Raw genomic sequence first — 17193 nt, 5'->3', positions numbered from 1 at the left:
AGGTAAGCAGATTATAGCAGTATTAGAATGTAGCCAATAACATCAGTAATTTAAATCTGGCCTATTCTTTGTTCACATCGCTCTTGGGATTGTACAACCAAGAACAGTTTAGTAATAGATGCTATCGCTCAATCACTTGGGAAAAACTCACGCAACTTTGACAAGCAATAGTAAAAGCTAATTTTACTATCGCTTGTGATAGTTGCGTAGATCTTAATTTTATGAGTAATGCTCTCAATCCCGCTGTTTCGCTAACATACAACCAACTCAGCAATTTTTCTGATTTAAAAAACTTTTGGAATTTATTTGACACTGTTTTTGGGACAGAATACAACCATACAGTTGCAGCTACTTTACATTCCCAATGGCAATCTGGAGACTTTAGTCAATTTCCAAAAATCGAAATTATTAGTAATAGCATTTTTGAAGATACTCATACAGGTTATGCCAGTGGTAGCAATAAAATTTGTCTGTCTGATAGCTTTATTGCCACAGCTACACCAACAGCAATCAAAGCTGTTTTATTAAAAGAAATCGGCAATTTTGTTCATAGTCTGATTCAACCAATTGACAGCCCTGGAGATAAAGGGACAATTTTTGCTGATTTAGTGCTGAACAATAGTTCAACAAACCTAGCACCTACATCTATACTGCAACCAACTTTGATTCAGGCTATTCAAAGCAACAATGCACATGCTCAAAGGTGTAGTTGCTCGTCTTGTATGCTGGCTCCAGTAAATTTAAATCTAGTCAACCCTCAACCGTCACAGTTAGCTTCAACTATATCAGCTACTTTAGATCTATCTAAGACTTTCTCCCTTAATAGTTTAGCAGGCGCTAACCAGACAATTTATTTAGATTTCAACGGGCATACCACCTCTGGGACTTACTGGAATACAGATTTTACAAGTGGCGCTAACATCGTTACTCCGTCCTTTGACTTTGATGGCAATACAGCATCCTTTAGTTCGGCGGAACTTGAAAGAATCCAGTATATTTGGCAGCGTGTTGCTGAGGATTTCAGCCCGTTTAATGTTAACGTTACCACCCAAGCTCCAACAGATATTAATGACTTGATTAAGAGCAGTTCTACTGATACTCGCTGGGGTGTCCGTGTTGTGATTGGTGGTAGTAGTTATGATTGGTTTGGTAATGGAGCCGGGGGAGTCGCTTACCTGGATTCATTTAACGATAATACTGATACTCCTGCTTATATATTTAGTAACAACCTACAAAATAGCGAAAAATATACGGCTGAAGCTATTTCCCATGAAGTAGGTCATACTTTAGGGCTTGAACATGATGGACGAATTAGCCCAGCAGAAGAATACTACAATGGACACGGTAGCGGAGTTACTGGCTGGGCAGGAATTATGGGGTCTGGGTACTACCAAAACTTAACCCAGTGGAGTAAAGGTGAGTACGCTTCTGCTAATAATACTGAAGATGATTTGCAAATTATTACCACTTACAATGGTTTTGGCTACCGCAGTGATGATGTCGGTAATACAATCGCCGCAGCAAAGTCTCTAACAATTTCTGGTACATCTGTAACTGGTAGTGGCATTATTGAGCGCAACACAGATGTGGATTTCTATAGTTTTGTCACAGGTGCTGGGGCGATTAACTTAACAGTCGATCCCTTTAGTCGCGGCCCTAACCTAGATATATTGGCAAAGCTATACAATTCTGCGGGGACTTTAATTGCATCATCTAATCCCACTGATCTATTATCTGCGGCGATCGCCACAACTGTCGCGGCAGGAACTTATTATTTAGCAATTGATGGTGTTGGTAAAGGAGATCCGCTTTCTACTGGCTACACAGATTACGGCAGTTTGGGACAGTATTTTATCAGTGGCACTATTGTCAGTAGTCCCATTAATCCCACCGTCAGTTTTGCTTTATCATCTACTAGTGTCAACGAAGATGGCAGCAGCAATTTAGTTTACACCTTTACTAGAAGCAGCAGTACTGCCAATGCCTTAACGGTTAACTATAGTGTTGGTGGTACAGCTAGTTTTGATAACGACTACCGTCAATTAGGTGCTGCGAGTTTCACGGCTACAACCGGCACAATTACCTTCGCTGCTGGTGCAAATACCGCAACGCTCACCATTGACCCCAACGCAGACACCACTTTTGAAAGTAATGAAACTGTAGCTTTAACTCTAGCTGCTGGTAGTGATTACATAATTGGCACAACCACACCCGTCACCGCAACCATTGTTAATGATGATTTGCAACCTAAAATAAACCTCAGTGCTAACCAGACTATTGTTGAAGGCAATGCTCAAAACGTGACTTATAGCGTTACGCTTTCTAACGCTAGTAGTCAAACTATCACCGTGCAATATGCTACTGCTAATGCTTCAGCCACAGCAGGCTCCGACTATACCGCCACCACAGGAATTTTGACTTTTAACCCAGGTGTGACTAGTCAAGTAATCAATATCCCAATTCTCAATAATTCTCTGAATGAAGCAGATGAGACTTTTGTTTTAAAGCTGACATCTCCTACCAATGCCAGTCTGGGTACAACCACCAGCGTTACGACAACTATTACTGATACTCTTGTTACCTCTGTTACGACAACCCTACCAGCGAACGTTGAAAACCTTACCCTCACAGGAACAGCCGCAATCAACGGCACAGGAAATGCAGGTAATAATATTCTCAAAGGGAATACTGGTAATAATACCCTTACAGGTGGAGATGGAAATGATACCTACTCGTTTACCGCTACTACTCTTTTAGGCACTGATAGGATTGTGGAAACGACCACAGGCGGAATTGATACGATTGACTTTCGCGGTACTACTATTTCCAGCAATGTAAATTTAGGTATTACTACAACACAAACAGTTAATAGCAATCTCAAACTCACTCTTTCTGCCAACAACGTCATTGAAAATGCCACTGGTGGTACAGGCAATGACCGTCTTACTGGTAATGCACTAAATAACTTTCTCACTGGAGGTAATGGTAATGACCAACTGCAAGGGTTAGCAGGAGATGATACTCTTTGGGGCGGTCTAGGTGATGATATGCTCACAGGAGGAGTTGGTAAGGATAAATATTTGTTCCAAGCTGAAGGTGTTTTCACTGCCAGCTTAGGTGTTGACTATATCAGCCAGTTTGAAGCCTTACAAGATAAGATTGTGCTGAGTAAAAATACTTTCAAGGCTGTTATTAATAGTGCAGGACAGACTTTAACTGACTTTGCAGTTGTTACTGATGATGAGTTGGTCAATGCTAGTAATGCGCGGATAGTTTATAGCCAAAGTACTGGCAGCTTATTCTATAACCAGGATGGTAATGTTTTGGGTACAGGAACGGTGTTTGAGTTTGCCCGTTTAGGCAATAGTGATATTACTCTCACTAGTAGCGATTTTAGTTTGATTGCCTAGATGTAGAGCATTAGTTACACGATTTTGGAAATTACCGACTGCATCTATAGAAATCATAATTTGATTGTTGAAAAAACTTAGATATTTGTAAGGTGGGCATTCACTACTATATTCTGGGTTGATATAGGTTTTGCTGAAAATGCCCACCCTACTCATACTTGTTGTTTTGGCAAAGGGATTGATCTGTGGTTTGATTTGAAAGATATCAACTTTGCATGATATCTATTCAAGTTCAACAACTCTTATGATGACGAAAGTTGCACCTGCTGTTGTAGTATTGGGTCAAAATAGTGTAGCAATAGCCCGCACAATAATCAGCGTTCTGCCAGAAGCAACTTTATATGGTTTAGCAGGACGCACTTCTGGGGTTGATGTGAGTTTCACAAATTTTGGGGAAACGTTGCGTGAATTGTTTGCTACAGGAACACCGTTGATTGGTATTTGTGCTGCGGGTATTTTGATTAGAACCTTAGCACCCTTGATTTGTGATAAGCGTCAGGAACCACCAGTGTTAGCTGTGGCAGAAGATGGCAGTGCTGTAGTTCCGCTGTTGGGTGGGTTGAGTGGAGTGAATGATTTAGCACGCCGCATTGCTGAGGTGCTGGATGTGAAAGCAGCGATTACAACTACAGGTGATATCCGTTTTCGGACAGCGTTGTTGTCGCCTCCTTCTGGCTATCATTTAGCCAACCCAGATGATGCTAAAACTTTTATTTCCGATTTGTTAGCGGGAGCGCAGGTAAAATTGGAGGGAACTGCACTTTGGTTGAGTAATAGTCAGTTACCCATTGATACTCAGGGAGAATTGACAATTCAAGTTACAGAACGTTTAGTACACTCTACCGCTAATTGTCTGGTTTACCATCCCAAAACTATAGCGATCGCCATTACTCATCCTTCTGTTAATTTAACTACAGTACAGCAAATACTCGCAGATGCTGAACTTGCACCTGCCTCTGTAGCTGGAATATTTGCCCCTATTAGTATTGCCGCTAATCCGTCAATTCATGCTATAGCTAATGCTTTTGGTGTTGTTAGTCGCTTTTTTACCCAAGGTGATAGCGCTGCACAAGCGATCGCTTTGGCGGCAGCAGGTTCATCTGGTAAACTAATTGCCACTGCATCTACTGAAATATCACTAGCGATCGCACCCGAACCAATAGACCCCAACATCATTGGTCAAGCACGTGGTAAATTAGCCATAATTGGTACTGGGCCAGGTTCTGCATCTTGGATGTCTCCAGAAGTCAAGGAAATTCTCAAAGCTGCAACTGACCTTGTAGGTTACAAAACATACCTCGATTTAGTTGGTGCTTTGGCTGATGGCAAACAACGTCATGAATCTGATAACCGCGAAGAAATCGCACGGGCGACAATGGCGCTGGATTTAGCCGCCACAGGTAAGTATGTAGCGGTAGTCTCTTCTGGTGATCCAGGGATATATGCAATGGCGGCAGCGGTGTTTGAAGTCCTTGACCGCCATCCTCAACCAGAATGGGACAGTATCGAAATTTACGTTGCGCCGGGAATCTCCGCTATGCAAGCAGCAGCAGCGGCCGTTGGCGCGCCTTTGGGACATGACTTCTGCGCGATTTCACTGTCAGATATTTTGAAACCTTGGTCAATTATTGAACAACGAATTGCGGTGGCAGCGGCAGCAGATTTTGCGATCGCATTTTACAACCCTGTTTCAAAAGACCGTACTTGGCAACTTGCAGCCACTAGAGACATATTACTGCGGTATCGTTCACCAGAAACTCCCGTAGTATTAGGTAGAAATCTCGGCAGACCAGGACAAACAGTTAAGGTGATTACTCTTGACCAGTTAACACCAGATGTAGCAGATATGCGAACGGTAATTATTGTTGGTTCTAGCCAGACTAAAACTCTTCAACGTAGTGATGGTAGTATCTCAGTCTATACTCCGCGTCGATATGCGAAGTAATCAATAAATTAATTTTTGATGTTTGTAGACAGAGAAAAATCAGAAATGCTTTAATTGCGAGATGCTGATAATGGGATCTCGCAATTTGGTAATTGCAGCCGAGGTAAAGGTAATTTTAGACAAAAAGTTTTTCTACTCGTTTGACAAATTTAGCTGTTAAAATTCCTGGGCGCTTTTTTTTCTTGATATCATCAAAGCGATCGTCTTTAAGTAATTGACCATATATATCATGATTGCCAATTTCGTAACGACGTACACTGATTACATCAAATACATCTAAGAAGTCGTCTGTTGTCTGCCAACTCAGAGAAATAGGTTCGTGCGGGCGGGGTGGATGATTGACTTCTACTATCATCAGAAATAAACCACCAGGTTTGACAACTCGCTTAATCTCTGATGCCGTTGCTTGATAGTCGGCTACATGATCTAAAGAATTAAAGCTGCAAACTACATCAAAGTATTCATCGGCAAAGGGAATTTTTTCTGAGGGTGCAGCCACATAACTCATCTTATGTTTGTCTGCTCCTAGCTTTAAATACTCATCAGCTAAAGGATCTAAACCAATCCGCTCAGATGCTGAATCAGCCCATTCTAGACTGCCACGAGGCCCACAACCAATGTCAAGAACTCGCTTACTCACATAAAAACTGGGTTCTAAATCAAAGTAGGTAGTGTAAAAATATGAGTAATGTTCGTTTCCAAGTTGCCCTTCTTTTTCTAAGGTAGCCTGCCAATAAGACAGTTCTCTGTAGTCTTTATATTTTTCAGGATAGAAAATTGCAAAGGGAATATCTGCTATCTTTTGAATTAATCTTTTACTTTTCCTAACCAAGAGATTATTACTATTCATAATGTTTATTTCCTCAAATAATTATGAATGGTTTCAAGCCTTTTCAGTTTTGAGTCTCTAGCTGGAGATTATAGATTTAGAAAAAGTTTGGCAATGTCAAAATTATAAATTAAGGAAATTTATAATTGACTGAAAATTTTGAAATCTAAATTATTTGTGCTGTGTTCTTACGGAGAAGATTAACATGGGTTGAATCTGGAATTAAACCATCAGTGAAAAACTTTACATAACTTATAATATTTCGTGAAAAATTGCCAATATTCAGAAGAGTTTATATCTCAATATTGATGGATCATCCAGCAAAAACATCAAAAATACAAACATAAATTCAATTTGCAATTACAACATATTGCTGGTTAATGAAGTATGGTAACAACGGCTCTAGAAATTCGCTGCAATCCTTTTACCTAAAGTAATAAAAGGTTTTTCTATCCAGTTGTAAAGATAGTGTGCAGCAATAGTTATTAAAGGTAGAGAAACTACAAAAATGCTTAATAAATACCATCCTTTATCGATGTTATAAAAATACTGTGTCATCAAGTACAATAGGCTATAAATCACAACCATATGTATCAGATAAATAGAATAAGATATCCTTCCAAAGTAAAGAATAATTTTGTTATTTAGAATCTTAGATACTAAGGAGAATATCCCATTTTCCTGAGAGTTTCGATTTATTAAAGCACTCAGAAAAACTATTGTCCAAACTATTAAATCTGGTTTTCCAGTAAATACAGTTACTAATATCACACTACAAACTAGAATTAAACCTTTTTGTTTTTTCGGCAAACTTAGAGGAGATTTCCAAATATAAAAAGAAATAATACCCACTAAAAAGAAAGGTATTTGAGTAAATAAAAAAGCTGAACCAACTTTAGCAAATAAGTAAAGTAATGCAGAAAATAAAATTAGATAAATTCCCCAGGTATTTTTTTTACTGACTATATAAAATAAAAAAGGTGCAACTAAATAAAATTGCCATTCTAGAGAAATACTCCAAGCTTGACCAATAAAAGTAAAACTACTACTAGGCAACATACTATCGGGAATAACTCCATGTAACATGGTTATATGTGCGATTAAATGCTGCCAAAAGTAATCTAGGGAGTCTTGAAAAATTTGTAGACGAATTAAGTTTTTCTCCGCTTTCCAAGGTAGATTTTGTAACGCCTGTACAGATATATCAGTTAGTAAAATTGAAAACACCAAACAAACAAAATAAGCAGGGAAAATTCTCAAAAATCTTCGTGTTATAAACTGCTTATAATTTTCTCTACCAGAATTCAAAAGAGAAAAAATAAAAAAACCACTCATAATTATAAAAACATTGACTGCTTGGGAAGCATTCAAAATAAATTTGAATGAGCCTAAATCTTCATCTGTAATCCCAAAGAATAATAAAATGTGTGAAAAAACGACCCACCAACATAAGATTCCACGTAATCCTTCAAACTCCGCAATATGCGATTTAGCTTGGTTTGTAGCTATTTTAGTATTTGATAACATTACGCATGATTTTTAAATTTTGAAGTATTATATTGATATGAATCTGAAAAAGTCAAGTATATATTATTATCTTATTTATCTCTACTTTTATGACAATTTACAGCTATTCCTTCATTGGTGAGTGTAGAAGGAAAGGATTAATAGTTCATACAAAAGGGGCATCATTTAAATAGTATCAGTCCAGCAGGTTGTATTAGCGAAGCGTAAACTACAGTCTAGTAACCGTAGCAGGCTTACAACATCCTTAACTACGAATACGAAAACCCTGTTGCCCATTGATTGAATCAAACAGGACATCGTATTTATCAAAAAATCCAATGCCACTATTCACAAATATGGGATATTCAGCTTTTGGAGAAATATTAATATTCCATAGATTAAATCCGTCACGGTTGCCCGGTACTAGACTGTAGTCCAAAATTTTAGGGATAGCTACCTTCACAGCATTTTCCCCACGTAAGCTTCCTGGCTTGAGTTTCCCTGCTAGGGAAGCTGATTTAAATTCTACAAAACTATTTCTGGCTCTAGTGTCAGTGACCATTCTGGTATTACAGTTATTTTTGATAGAACTGCCAGAGATAGTTAAACAAACTCCGATGAGTCGAGAGTCCCATCTATTACCAGGTATCCCATCTATTGCTGGTTGCTGTTTCAGAGAAGTCATCTTAAAACCTTCTCGATTCTTAGCTGTTAAACCAAGCGTGAGGCTACCGTTATTGTTACTACCACCATTACCTGTGACGATTAATCCGTTACTTAGATTTCCTGGAAGTTTTCTTAATGGGTTATAAGGCAGTGTCCGTTCAGAGTAGTTGACCCCGATAATCCCAGAGAATGGTGTATTAGTTTTGGCAGAGCAATTTGGTTTTTGAGGAGTACATTTGCGGCTAGTAACGACCTGCACGGGAATAGGTTCTTCCGTGGCGATTAAACCTATGCTCATGGTGGTATAAACTAATTCTCCCTCTAAGATAGTCCCATCACTCAAGACTTCTTTGACAATTTGCCCTGTTTTGCGGACGGGAACATTGCCTAAAAATTCCTTGGGAACTCTTAAACCTGCTGACCCTGTATCTAATAAAACACGTTTTGGGCGATCGCCTGCCACAGAAACCTCTAAAAAATAGCCGCGTCCTGGTTGACTGACAGAACCCTTTGTATATAAAGGAACTGTTAGCGTATCAAAAGTAGGCTTGCGCCGTGTAAATTGGGAGGTATCCCGCAAAACAGGGTTAGAAAATACTGCTAAAAATCCAGCCTGTCGCTGCGCCACAGGTTCTGGTGCATAATCCCAAAGACTTTCGTAATAGAAAAACACCGCACCTAAACCACGTTGTTGAGCCGCCTGTACTTGAGACTGAATTTGTGGCAAAGAAACTGGGCGATTTCGCAACCCTGCCATAATTCCTATCCCAGTAGGTATATATTGTTGTGTTTCTATAATTTCTGGGCGGGTAATTTGACTAGTAAAAGCTTCTAAATCATTGCGGTAAACTTGCATAACAAGCTCATCTACAATACCCAACCTTACCCAGTTCAGCCAGTCTTGGAGTTGAAATTTATACGCAAAGTCATAGTAATTAGGCGAAACCGAGATAATGGCATTAGGCTTTATCTGCTTCACCGCTTGATTGAGTTTCAACATGAAAGCTGTGATTTTATCTGCCCGCCATTGCACCCATGCTTGAGCTTGAGGGTTAGTTGGAGGCGGATTTCCGGTTTCGTCTGTATATAGTTTAATTGTGTAACTGTCGTAACCAAAATCCACAGGTAAGCTTGTATGGTCATCAAATTGAATCCCATCAGCGTTATATTTGGTAATAATTTCGACTACAAGGTCAGTAATAAATTTCTGTACTTCCGGGTGAAAAGGATTAAACCAAGCTACTTCACCCGCAGCTGTAATTGAGGTTTGTGTACCATCCTGCTTTTGTGTCAGCCAATTCGGATGAGCCGACGCTAGTTCTGAAGTCAAAGGAACCATGAAACCAAATTCAAACCAAGGTATAGCTAGTAACCCTTGGCGACGGCTTTGGGTAATAATGTCAGCAATTACATCTTGTCCTTCTGCACCCTTGAAGAAAAAGGGAATACCCAACTGTTGTGCTACCGCACTGGGATATTTTGTGTAACCATCATTCCAAACTACGGGATAGACTGTGTTAAAGTTCAACCGCCGTAATTGCGCCATAGTTTCCTGTACTTTGGCTTGATACTTCATAATGTCGAAGTCATTATTAGTCAGCCAAACCCCGCGAATTTCTTGACGGGGTGACGAAGATATCTGAGCATTTGCAGGACTGAAATTGTTTAGCAGCACTACTGCGGTAAATGAGACTGCAAACAGAATCGGTAGAAAACGCTGAATTGACCGCCAACTTATCTGGATGAAAGGAGATTGCCTCAATGTAATTAACGTGATGTGCGACTTATTTTTGAAACCCCTCTCCAAACCTCTCCCCGCAACGGAGAGAGGCTGTGATTTTTGCTCTCTTTCCCTTGTAGGGAAGGGTTTGGGGGTTAAATTTGAGAAAAAGTTGCACACGGCGTTGATTAATAATTTATTAACTACACAAGTTTTAATTCGTAAGCCTTTATAACGAAAATAAGTAAACATTAGTAAGTAATTATATGGAATATACAAGGTTTATTTATAACATTTGATATGCTGCACCAGTTAAACTAACGCACATTTAGTTGATTGAGGCAAATGACGCAGTTAACAGTTGAATAGTGCCAATTAATAGACTTGTCCGTATTTTGTGTATCTATGCAGAAACAGGGAAACACAATTTGCGGGATAATTACTGAATGTTTACGCCTGCAACGCTTCCTAATCTGTAAATAAAGGTCTTGCTTGTTGTGTTGATTGCAACTTGGCTTCTAAAGTTATCCAATCTTCGTGTTCAATCAAATTAATAAATTCATTGATATTTTGGCGATATTGTTGCAATGAACCTAACAATGCTTGGCGATTATAGCGTGCCATCATTACGCCTAATTCAGGATTTCCACCACCGACACGGCTAGTATCTCGAAAGCCAGAACTAGCTAAATTTTGAGCTAATTGTAAAACTGCTAGGTCATTTTCGCCCGTACAAGCAGTAATTAACGCCGCACTCACCATCACAGGTAAATGAGAAATCCAACTCACAGCACGGTCGTGTTGTTCTGGTTGACAATGGTAGATTTTAGCTTTCAGCGATCGCACAACTTCTTCTAAAATAGCGATCGCATCTTTGGGTGTATTTGCATCTGGTGTAAGTACATAAGGTCTGTCAACAAATAAATTTTTTTGCGCCGCTTCTATCCCACTATCTGCTGTTCCTGCCATTGGATGACCACCCACAAACCTTTCCCAAAGTGGAGAAATTGCCTGGACTATTGGTGCTTTCACTGAACCAACATCAGTAATAATCGTAGCAGCAGAAAGATGTGTAATTAACTGTTCAACTTGGGGAACAATAAGGGCGATAGGCGTACAAACAAAAATAATGTCTGCGGCTGCTAACAAACTCATATCTACAGAGGCTTCATCGACACTACCAAGGGCTACTGCTGTTTGACAGGTAGATTCACGGCGACTTACTCCTAAGACATGATGACCTTGCGATCGCAAATCATAACCCAAAGAACCGCCTATTAATCCCAAACCTAAAATACCAATATTCATAATTGATTTTGTCAGCGTATTTTTCACTTAATATTCTGCATACTTTATCAACTAAAGGATTTTTCCGGAATAAATTGTTTATCTTGCCTGTCTCGGTTTAATTCTTTTGACTTTTGACTTTTAACTTTTAACTTATATTTATGGGTAGCATCAATGACTGTAGAGGAATTACTCGAACAATACACAGCAGGGATTACAAATTTTAGCGGTATCGAACTTTGCGAAGCGAACCTGAGTGGTGCCAAACTCAGCGGAATAAATTTCAGCGAAGCTAATTTGAGTGTAGTGAATTTGAGTGGAGCAAATCTCAGCGATGCCAATTTGAGCCATGCTAAGTTGAATGTCGCTCGTCTGAGTGGTGTCAATTTTGTCGGTGCAATCATGAATCATGCCAGTCTGAATGTGGCAAACTTGATTCGTGCTGACCTCAGCCGCGCTCAATTGCGAAGTGCTTCTTTAGTACGTGCGGAGTTAATTCGGGCAGAACTAAGCCGTGCTGACTTATTTGAAGCTAACCTCAGTAATGCCGATTTACGCGAAGCTACACTCCGCAAAGCAAATCTTCGTCGCGCTAATTTGAGCGAGGCTAGTCTCAAAGGGAGTTCTTTGGCTGGTGCAAATTTAGAAATGGCAAACTTAAACGCAGCTGATTTGCATCGAACAGACCTCAGCGGCGCGAACTTACGCGATGCTGAATTTAAACAGACAAATCTCACCCATGCTAATCTTAGCGGTGCAGATTTAAGCGGGGCGAATCTTCGTTGGGCTGATTTAAGTGGTGCAAATCTCAGTTGGGCTGATTTAAGCGGCGCAAAATTGAGTGGTGCGAACTTGATGGGGGCCAACTTAAGCAATGCTAACTTAACTAATACAAGTTTTGTTCATGCAAATTTAACTGAGGCAACATTAATTAAAGCAGAATGGATTGGTGCAGACTTAACAGGTGCAACCTTAACCGGAGCTAAACTGCATTCCGCCTCACGATTTGGGCTAAAAACCGAAGGAATGATTTGTGAATGGGTTGATCTTAGTCCAAAAGGCGATCGCTCAATCATCCAAAAATTTGAAGCCGACGACCCAGGCGACTTTTTTAACGAAACACCGCCAACCATTCGCATTATCGTCGATGCCACCCTCGAACCAGAAGCAAATTTTGCCCTTGCTGGCGCTTATTTCCACATCGCCCAAGAATATCGCATCATCAAACAACCTCCTAGTATGGAAATTGGTCGTCGCCGGACTGTCTTTACATTCCGGGTAGATAGCGATGAAGCTTTATTACCTACAGCTTGTCTGGCCATTCTCCCTTTTAGGGATGCCACTAGTACACACAAAAGCATTTACCAAGTGATAGAAATACTTAATCAAGAAAATGTACCCGAATTAGACATAAAAATATCCCATCGGGTGAAGCAATTGACCACCCTCATCGAACAAGCTATTAGTCAGGCTCAGACTATTCGGCAAATGAAAAAAAATCTCGAATTAGCAGCGAAAATAAATTTCTTTAGAGCGCCTACGCAAACCATCTTGACTAATTCCAGCGCCCAGACATTGACAGTATACAATAATCCCTACTTTGGTAAAAAATTTATTAATCCCTCGCAACTGGATGCGACATTTTTAGCAGATAAATCCAGTGAAATTTCCACAATTGCATCACTTTCGTTAAATATAGTTGTAGATTTTCTCAAAAGCTTTCACTATATCAATGAATAAGAAAATCTCTATGTTCCCAGAAACAGATTTTTGGAGGTAGCAAATGCGTGATACCTTTAATAGAATGGTTGGTCGGACTCGCTATGTAGTCTGTCGGTTGTTTATTCACTTAGGTGGGTCGGATATCGCCCCAATTTTAGGTGTATTAAATCATTCTGCAAGAGAAGCAATTGATGCTGATGGCGACTTGCAAGTTTTAGGAGAGGTATTAGTCGAACTTAGTGAAACTCTGCTGCGCTACGATGAATATTGGACTTCTGCTGCCAACGAAGGCGATGTATTTTGGAGCGAAGGCGAAGCAGGCGATTACGTTAACGAGTTATTTACTAACTCCGCCGAAAGATATGGTGCTGATATTGATTGGGACTCTCCCTCTGGTTTTGATGAACCCTTTTCGATTCCAGTTACACGTAACGTTGTAGTGATGATTACCGTAGCTTTTGAAGGTGAAGTCCCGGAGTTAGAAACAGACCTGGCAAATATTCAAGCACTCAAAGAAGGTTTAAGAGCCTTGATAAATTTGCAATACAAAAACAAATTCCGGGCGATTCAAGTACATTTTTCGCCAGCACAGTTAGGCGATGAATTGAGCAACGATGATTTGTTGCAATATTACCCAGAATTGATACCTTTGTAGATTGTTGGGTTGTCCGCACACCAACCATTTTCAGAAGTTGTTAAGCTCGGAGATAAGACAATACTGCAATGATCATGACCATATTACGTAAATTTACAGTTGTTGTTTTAGCCTTGAGTTTGTGCATAACAACTGTTGCTTGCGGGGGCGGAGAGCAAACTACTCCCACAGGCCGCAATGTTAGCCAAACTTCTACTGCCACCAGATTGAGTGATGGACAGTATCAAGTACAACAAGCTACCTATGACGATAGTACAGGGGAATACACGCTATTTTTACTAAATAGTACACCCCCAACCTTTACAACCGAAAATGTGCAAATGGCACGGCTGACCGACGAAGAAATCAAAGCGGGTAAAAAATCTTACCTGAAAGTAGAAAACGGACAGCCAGCTTTATATCTCACAGAAGACTTCAAAATTGAGTACGTCCACAACGTTACGCAAACTCAAAATAATCCTCAAACTGGACAACAAGAAACAGTTGTCGTCAGGAGAGAAAACAGCTTTTGGTCTCCCTTTGCTGGTTCTTTAGCTGGAAGTATCGCAGGTCAAGCAATTGGTAGTCTGTTATTTAGACCTCAATACTACGTACCACCTGTTTATCAACCAGGCGGAGTTCTAACTGGTTTTGGTGGTTACGGTTCTACCTATGATCAAGCTGTTAGCAGTTACCGCAGCCGCTATAATGCACCCCCCGCCGCTGTAAGAAATCGTACAGCTTTCCGCACTACAGGCAATATTAGAAGGACATATCCTAGTGGTTCTAATGTCCGCACTACAACTCCATCAAGAACTACCAACCGTCCTAGCGGGTCTGGTTTTGGTAGCAGTGAACTAAGACCATCTGGAAGATCTAGCACTACCAGACGTAATTCCGGTAGTAGTTTTGGCAGTGGCGGTCGGAGTCGAACTCCTAGCCGCAGCGGTGGTTTTGGTAGCAGACGGCGTTAATCAATTCAGTTAATGTCAAATTTGTGTAGGTTGCGTTGTAGCTTGCTTCTTGAAGGATAAGCAGTGAAACCCAATCTACGCATTTTTTCTATGATTTTTGGGTAATTACAAACTTAAAAACTACACCAAACTCCCTGGAAAAATTTGGTTTGGGGTGAGATTCAATTCGGAAAAGTTGGAGAAATAATGAGTTTTCCGAAGGAGTTGCCGCAGGCATAGCTATCCCGAAACTTACTAATCTGAGGGGCGATCGCCAAAAAATTTGATTTTCCTAGCCGTGGTATCAAAGTTATCGCTAGATGTGCGATCGCCCCAACCTAAAGATTGAATTTATCCAGGTTCTGCCTCCACGTTAAAAATTCCGAAATATTTTCTGTGTTCAACGCCAGCTTGAGTATAATTACATAAATTGACGAAAGTAAGAGGTGTCGAGAGATTTTGGCGGGGAGCGATGCTAAAAGTTCAATAATTTCTCACCACCAAACAACTTCATCGTTAGCTGGCTCCCCTGCTTATTGGAGATGACATATAGGCTATGCTTTTGCTTTCTGCCTGGAAATTGAAGTTGACTCCGTTGGCAATAGTACTTTCCCTGGCTGTATCAGGGGTATCCATACTACTATTCCCCATAGCTATTAATCAGTCTAAAGCCGCAGAAACAACTCCAGCACTCACTGGAGTAAAACTGGGTGCATCAAAACGCTTTGCCTTAGTTGTCGGTATCGACGACTATCCTGAAGACCCTCTAAGTTTGCCAGTAAGTGACGCAAAACTGGTCAAGCAAGAGCTAGAGTCCGTTGGTTTTGAGGTAACATTGGTGATCAATCCGACCATAGGAACTTTGACAGAAGCTAGAGATGCGTTCATTAGAAAGATAGATAGCTCTGGTGATAACGTCACAGCCTTATTTTACTTTGCTGGACATGGGGTGCAGTTTGACGGACATAACTACCTGATTCCAGCTAAATCTAAGCTTCTTTCTGTGCCAAGTAAAGCCGCCTACATTGATCAAGCGATGGATGCACAGCTTGGTATTCTGAACTACCTCAGTGAGTCAAAGGCTTCACAAGTAATCTTCGTCCTGGATGCCTGTCGCAATAATCCTTTCAATCCTGGGCATCGAGGTAGTAGAGGGCCTGCCGGACTAGCAAAGATGAATGTCAACCCTGATGGCCCCGACACTTTTATTTTGTTTGCGGCTTCACCAGGTCAAGTTGCTTTTGATGGAGATCCTGGTGCGTCTAACAGCCCTTTTACTCAAGCCTTTGCCAAGGCAATTTCTCAACCAGGATCTTCATTACCAACTGTATACGAGCAAGTCAACGACCAAGTGAGGAAAACCACGGATGGGAGACAGCGTCCCTATCAGGAAGGAGTGCTGTTTAACTTTAAGTTCCGTGAAGCTTTGGTAGCTCCGACAGTAGCCACTGGACAAACTCGGTTGTTGGAAACAGGATTGGAAAGAAATCAGTACGATATTGTTAAGGATGGCTACAAACTGCTCAGGCAGACCTTAGCTAAAAAATCAATCAACGATATCCAAAAAGCTGCCGAGGGCGGAGACGCAGAAGCTCAGTACTTACTGGGAGTTGCCTACAACGCTGGCGAGGGAGTTGCTGCTGACTCAGAACGTACAGCCTATTGGTTAAAACGGGCAGCAACCCGCGGTTTTAGTCGCGCCCAATTGGCTTATGGACTGCGACTTTATTGGGGTTGGGGAGAGACGGAACCCAATAAGAAAGAAGGATTTGACTGGTGGTTAGTAGCTGCTGAAAATGGTAACGCATCGGCTATGTTGGCAATTGGTGAAACCTATCTCTATGGGAGAGAAGGAGTTTCTGGTCAAGACTTAGCTCAGGCAGAAAAATATTTCAATCAAGCGCTATCACTTGGAGCATTAGAGGCTGAAACCTATTTCGGTCGTCTTTATACAGAGAGGGCAAAAAAAGCTCAAATAGCAGGAGACAGCAAGACCTTTGCACAAGCCAGTGAAAAAAGACTAGCTTACTTTCAGCAGGCTGCTCAAAAAGGCTCCTCCGATGCCATGTATTGGTTAGCTCAGATGTATCGTTATGGTGATTATGCCAAACTTGATTTGCCCAAGGCAATTGAGTGGTACAAAAAGTCCATCTCTGCTGGCGATAGTGATGCCGCTGTGGAGCTTGCAAAGCTATATGCTGATGAAAGTGCAACAGGATTAGGGAAACCACAGCCTGAGGAAGCAGCCAAATATTTCCGCATAGCTATGAACCTGGGTTCCAAAACGGCTGGGATAGAATTGGCTGACCTAATTAGAAACGGTAAGGTTAAGGTTACTCCCAAGACTTCTCAAGAAGCAATCCAGCTTTATGAGCAGGCTGTTGTTGGCGGTTATTTAAGAGCGGCGGCTCATCTGTCAGATATTTATCTGAAGGGAGAATTGGTAGCAAAAGACAGGAAAAAAGCTGAACAGTATGGGCTAAAAGCTCTGGAACTAGTAGTCCACCAAGGCAATTTTGCT

10 protein-coding genes are annotated in these 17193 nt (G+C 40.8%); 6 read left to right on the top strand and 4 right to left on the bottom strand.

Annotation, left to right across the window (positions count from 1 at the left end; genetic code table 11):
- The first annotated feature begins 221 nt into the window (after positions 1-221).
- Positions 222-3410 carry a Calx-beta domain-containing protein gene (locus tag NCWK1_RS29915; protein ID WP_222838778.1) on the top strand — a complete coding sequence of 1063 codons (3189 nt, stop codon included), beginning with the start codon at positions 222-224 and terminating at the stop codon, positions 3408-3410.
- Between the two features lie 244 nt (positions 3411-3654).
- Positions 3655-5355, top strand: a complete 1701-nt coding sequence (gene cobJ, locus NCWK1_RS09180; protein ID WP_103124495.1) for a precorrin-3B C(17)-methyltransferase — start codon at positions 3655-3657, stop codon at positions 5353-5355.
- Positions 5356-5470: 115 nt separating this feature from the next.
- Here cobJ and NCWK1_RS09175 read toward each other — a convergent pair whose 3' ends face one another.
- From NCWK1_RS09175 to NCWK1_RS09160, 4 genes are all read right to left on the bottom strand, one after another.
- Positions 5471-6205, bottom strand: coding sequence for a class I SAM-dependent methyltransferase (locus NCWK1_RS09175; RefSeq protein ID WP_103124494.1), 735 nt, complete (start codon positions 6203-6205; stop codon positions 5471-5473).
- Positions 6206-6586: 381 nt separating this feature from the next.
- The gene (locus NCWK1_RS09170) at positions 6587-7711 is read right to left on the bottom strand and encodes an acyltransferase family protein (RefSeq protein WP_103124493.1); all 1125 of its coding nucleotides are present in this window, start codon (positions 7709-7711) and stop codon (positions 6587-6589) included.
- A gap of 244 nt (positions 7712-7955) precedes the next feature.
- Positions 7956-10328 carry a glycoside hydrolase family 10-like protein gene (locus NCWK1_RS09165; protein ID WP_245894863.1) on the bottom strand — a complete coding sequence of 791 codons (2373 nt, stop codon included), beginning with the start codon at positions 10326-10328 and terminating at the stop codon, positions 7956-7958.
- Positions 10329-10544: 216 nt separating this feature from the next.
- Positions 10545-11384 (bottom strand): prephenate/arogenate dehydrogenase, encoded by an 840-nt coding sequence (locus NCWK1_RS09160; RefSeq protein ID WP_103124492.1) that lies wholly within the window; start codon positions 11382-11384, stop codon positions 10545-10547.
- Positions 11385-11537: 153 nt separating this feature from the next.
- Between NCWK1_RS09160 and NCWK1_RS09155 the strand changes: the two genes are divergently transcribed.
- The 4 genes from NCWK1_RS09155 to NCWK1_RS29470 all read left to right on the top strand — a co-directional run.
- Entirely contained in the window at positions 11538-13103 is a 1566-nt protein-coding gene (locus NCWK1_RS09155) for a pentapeptide repeat-containing protein (RefSeq protein ID WP_103124491.1), read from the top strand.
- 43 nt (positions 13104-13146) lie between these two features.
- The gene (locus tag NCWK1_RS09150; RefSeq protein WP_103124490.1) at positions 13147-13740 is read left to right on the top strand and encodes a DUF1517 domain-containing protein; all 594 of its coding nucleotides are present in this window, start codon (positions 13147-13149) and stop codon (positions 13738-13740) included.
- 68 nt (positions 13741-13808) lie between these two features.
- Positions 13809-14693 (top strand): hypothetical protein, encoded by an 885-nt coding sequence (locus tag NCWK1_RS09145; protein WP_096579706.1) that lies wholly within the window; start codon positions 13809-13811, stop codon positions 14691-14693.
- A 535-nt stretch (positions 14694-15228) separates the two neighbouring features.
- On the top strand, positions 15229-17193 hold a 1965-nt coding region (locus NCWK1_RS29470; protein WP_187308093.1), incomplete at its 3' end, for a caspase family protein.

This window comes from Nostoc cycadae WK-1, assembly GCF_002897135.1.
Taxonomy (GTDB): Bacteria; Cyanobacteriota; Cyanobacteriia; order Cyanobacteriales; family Nostocaceae; genus Nostoc_B.
Note: the sequence above shows the minus strand (reverse complement) of the source record. Positions and strands in the feature narration are given on the sequence as shown.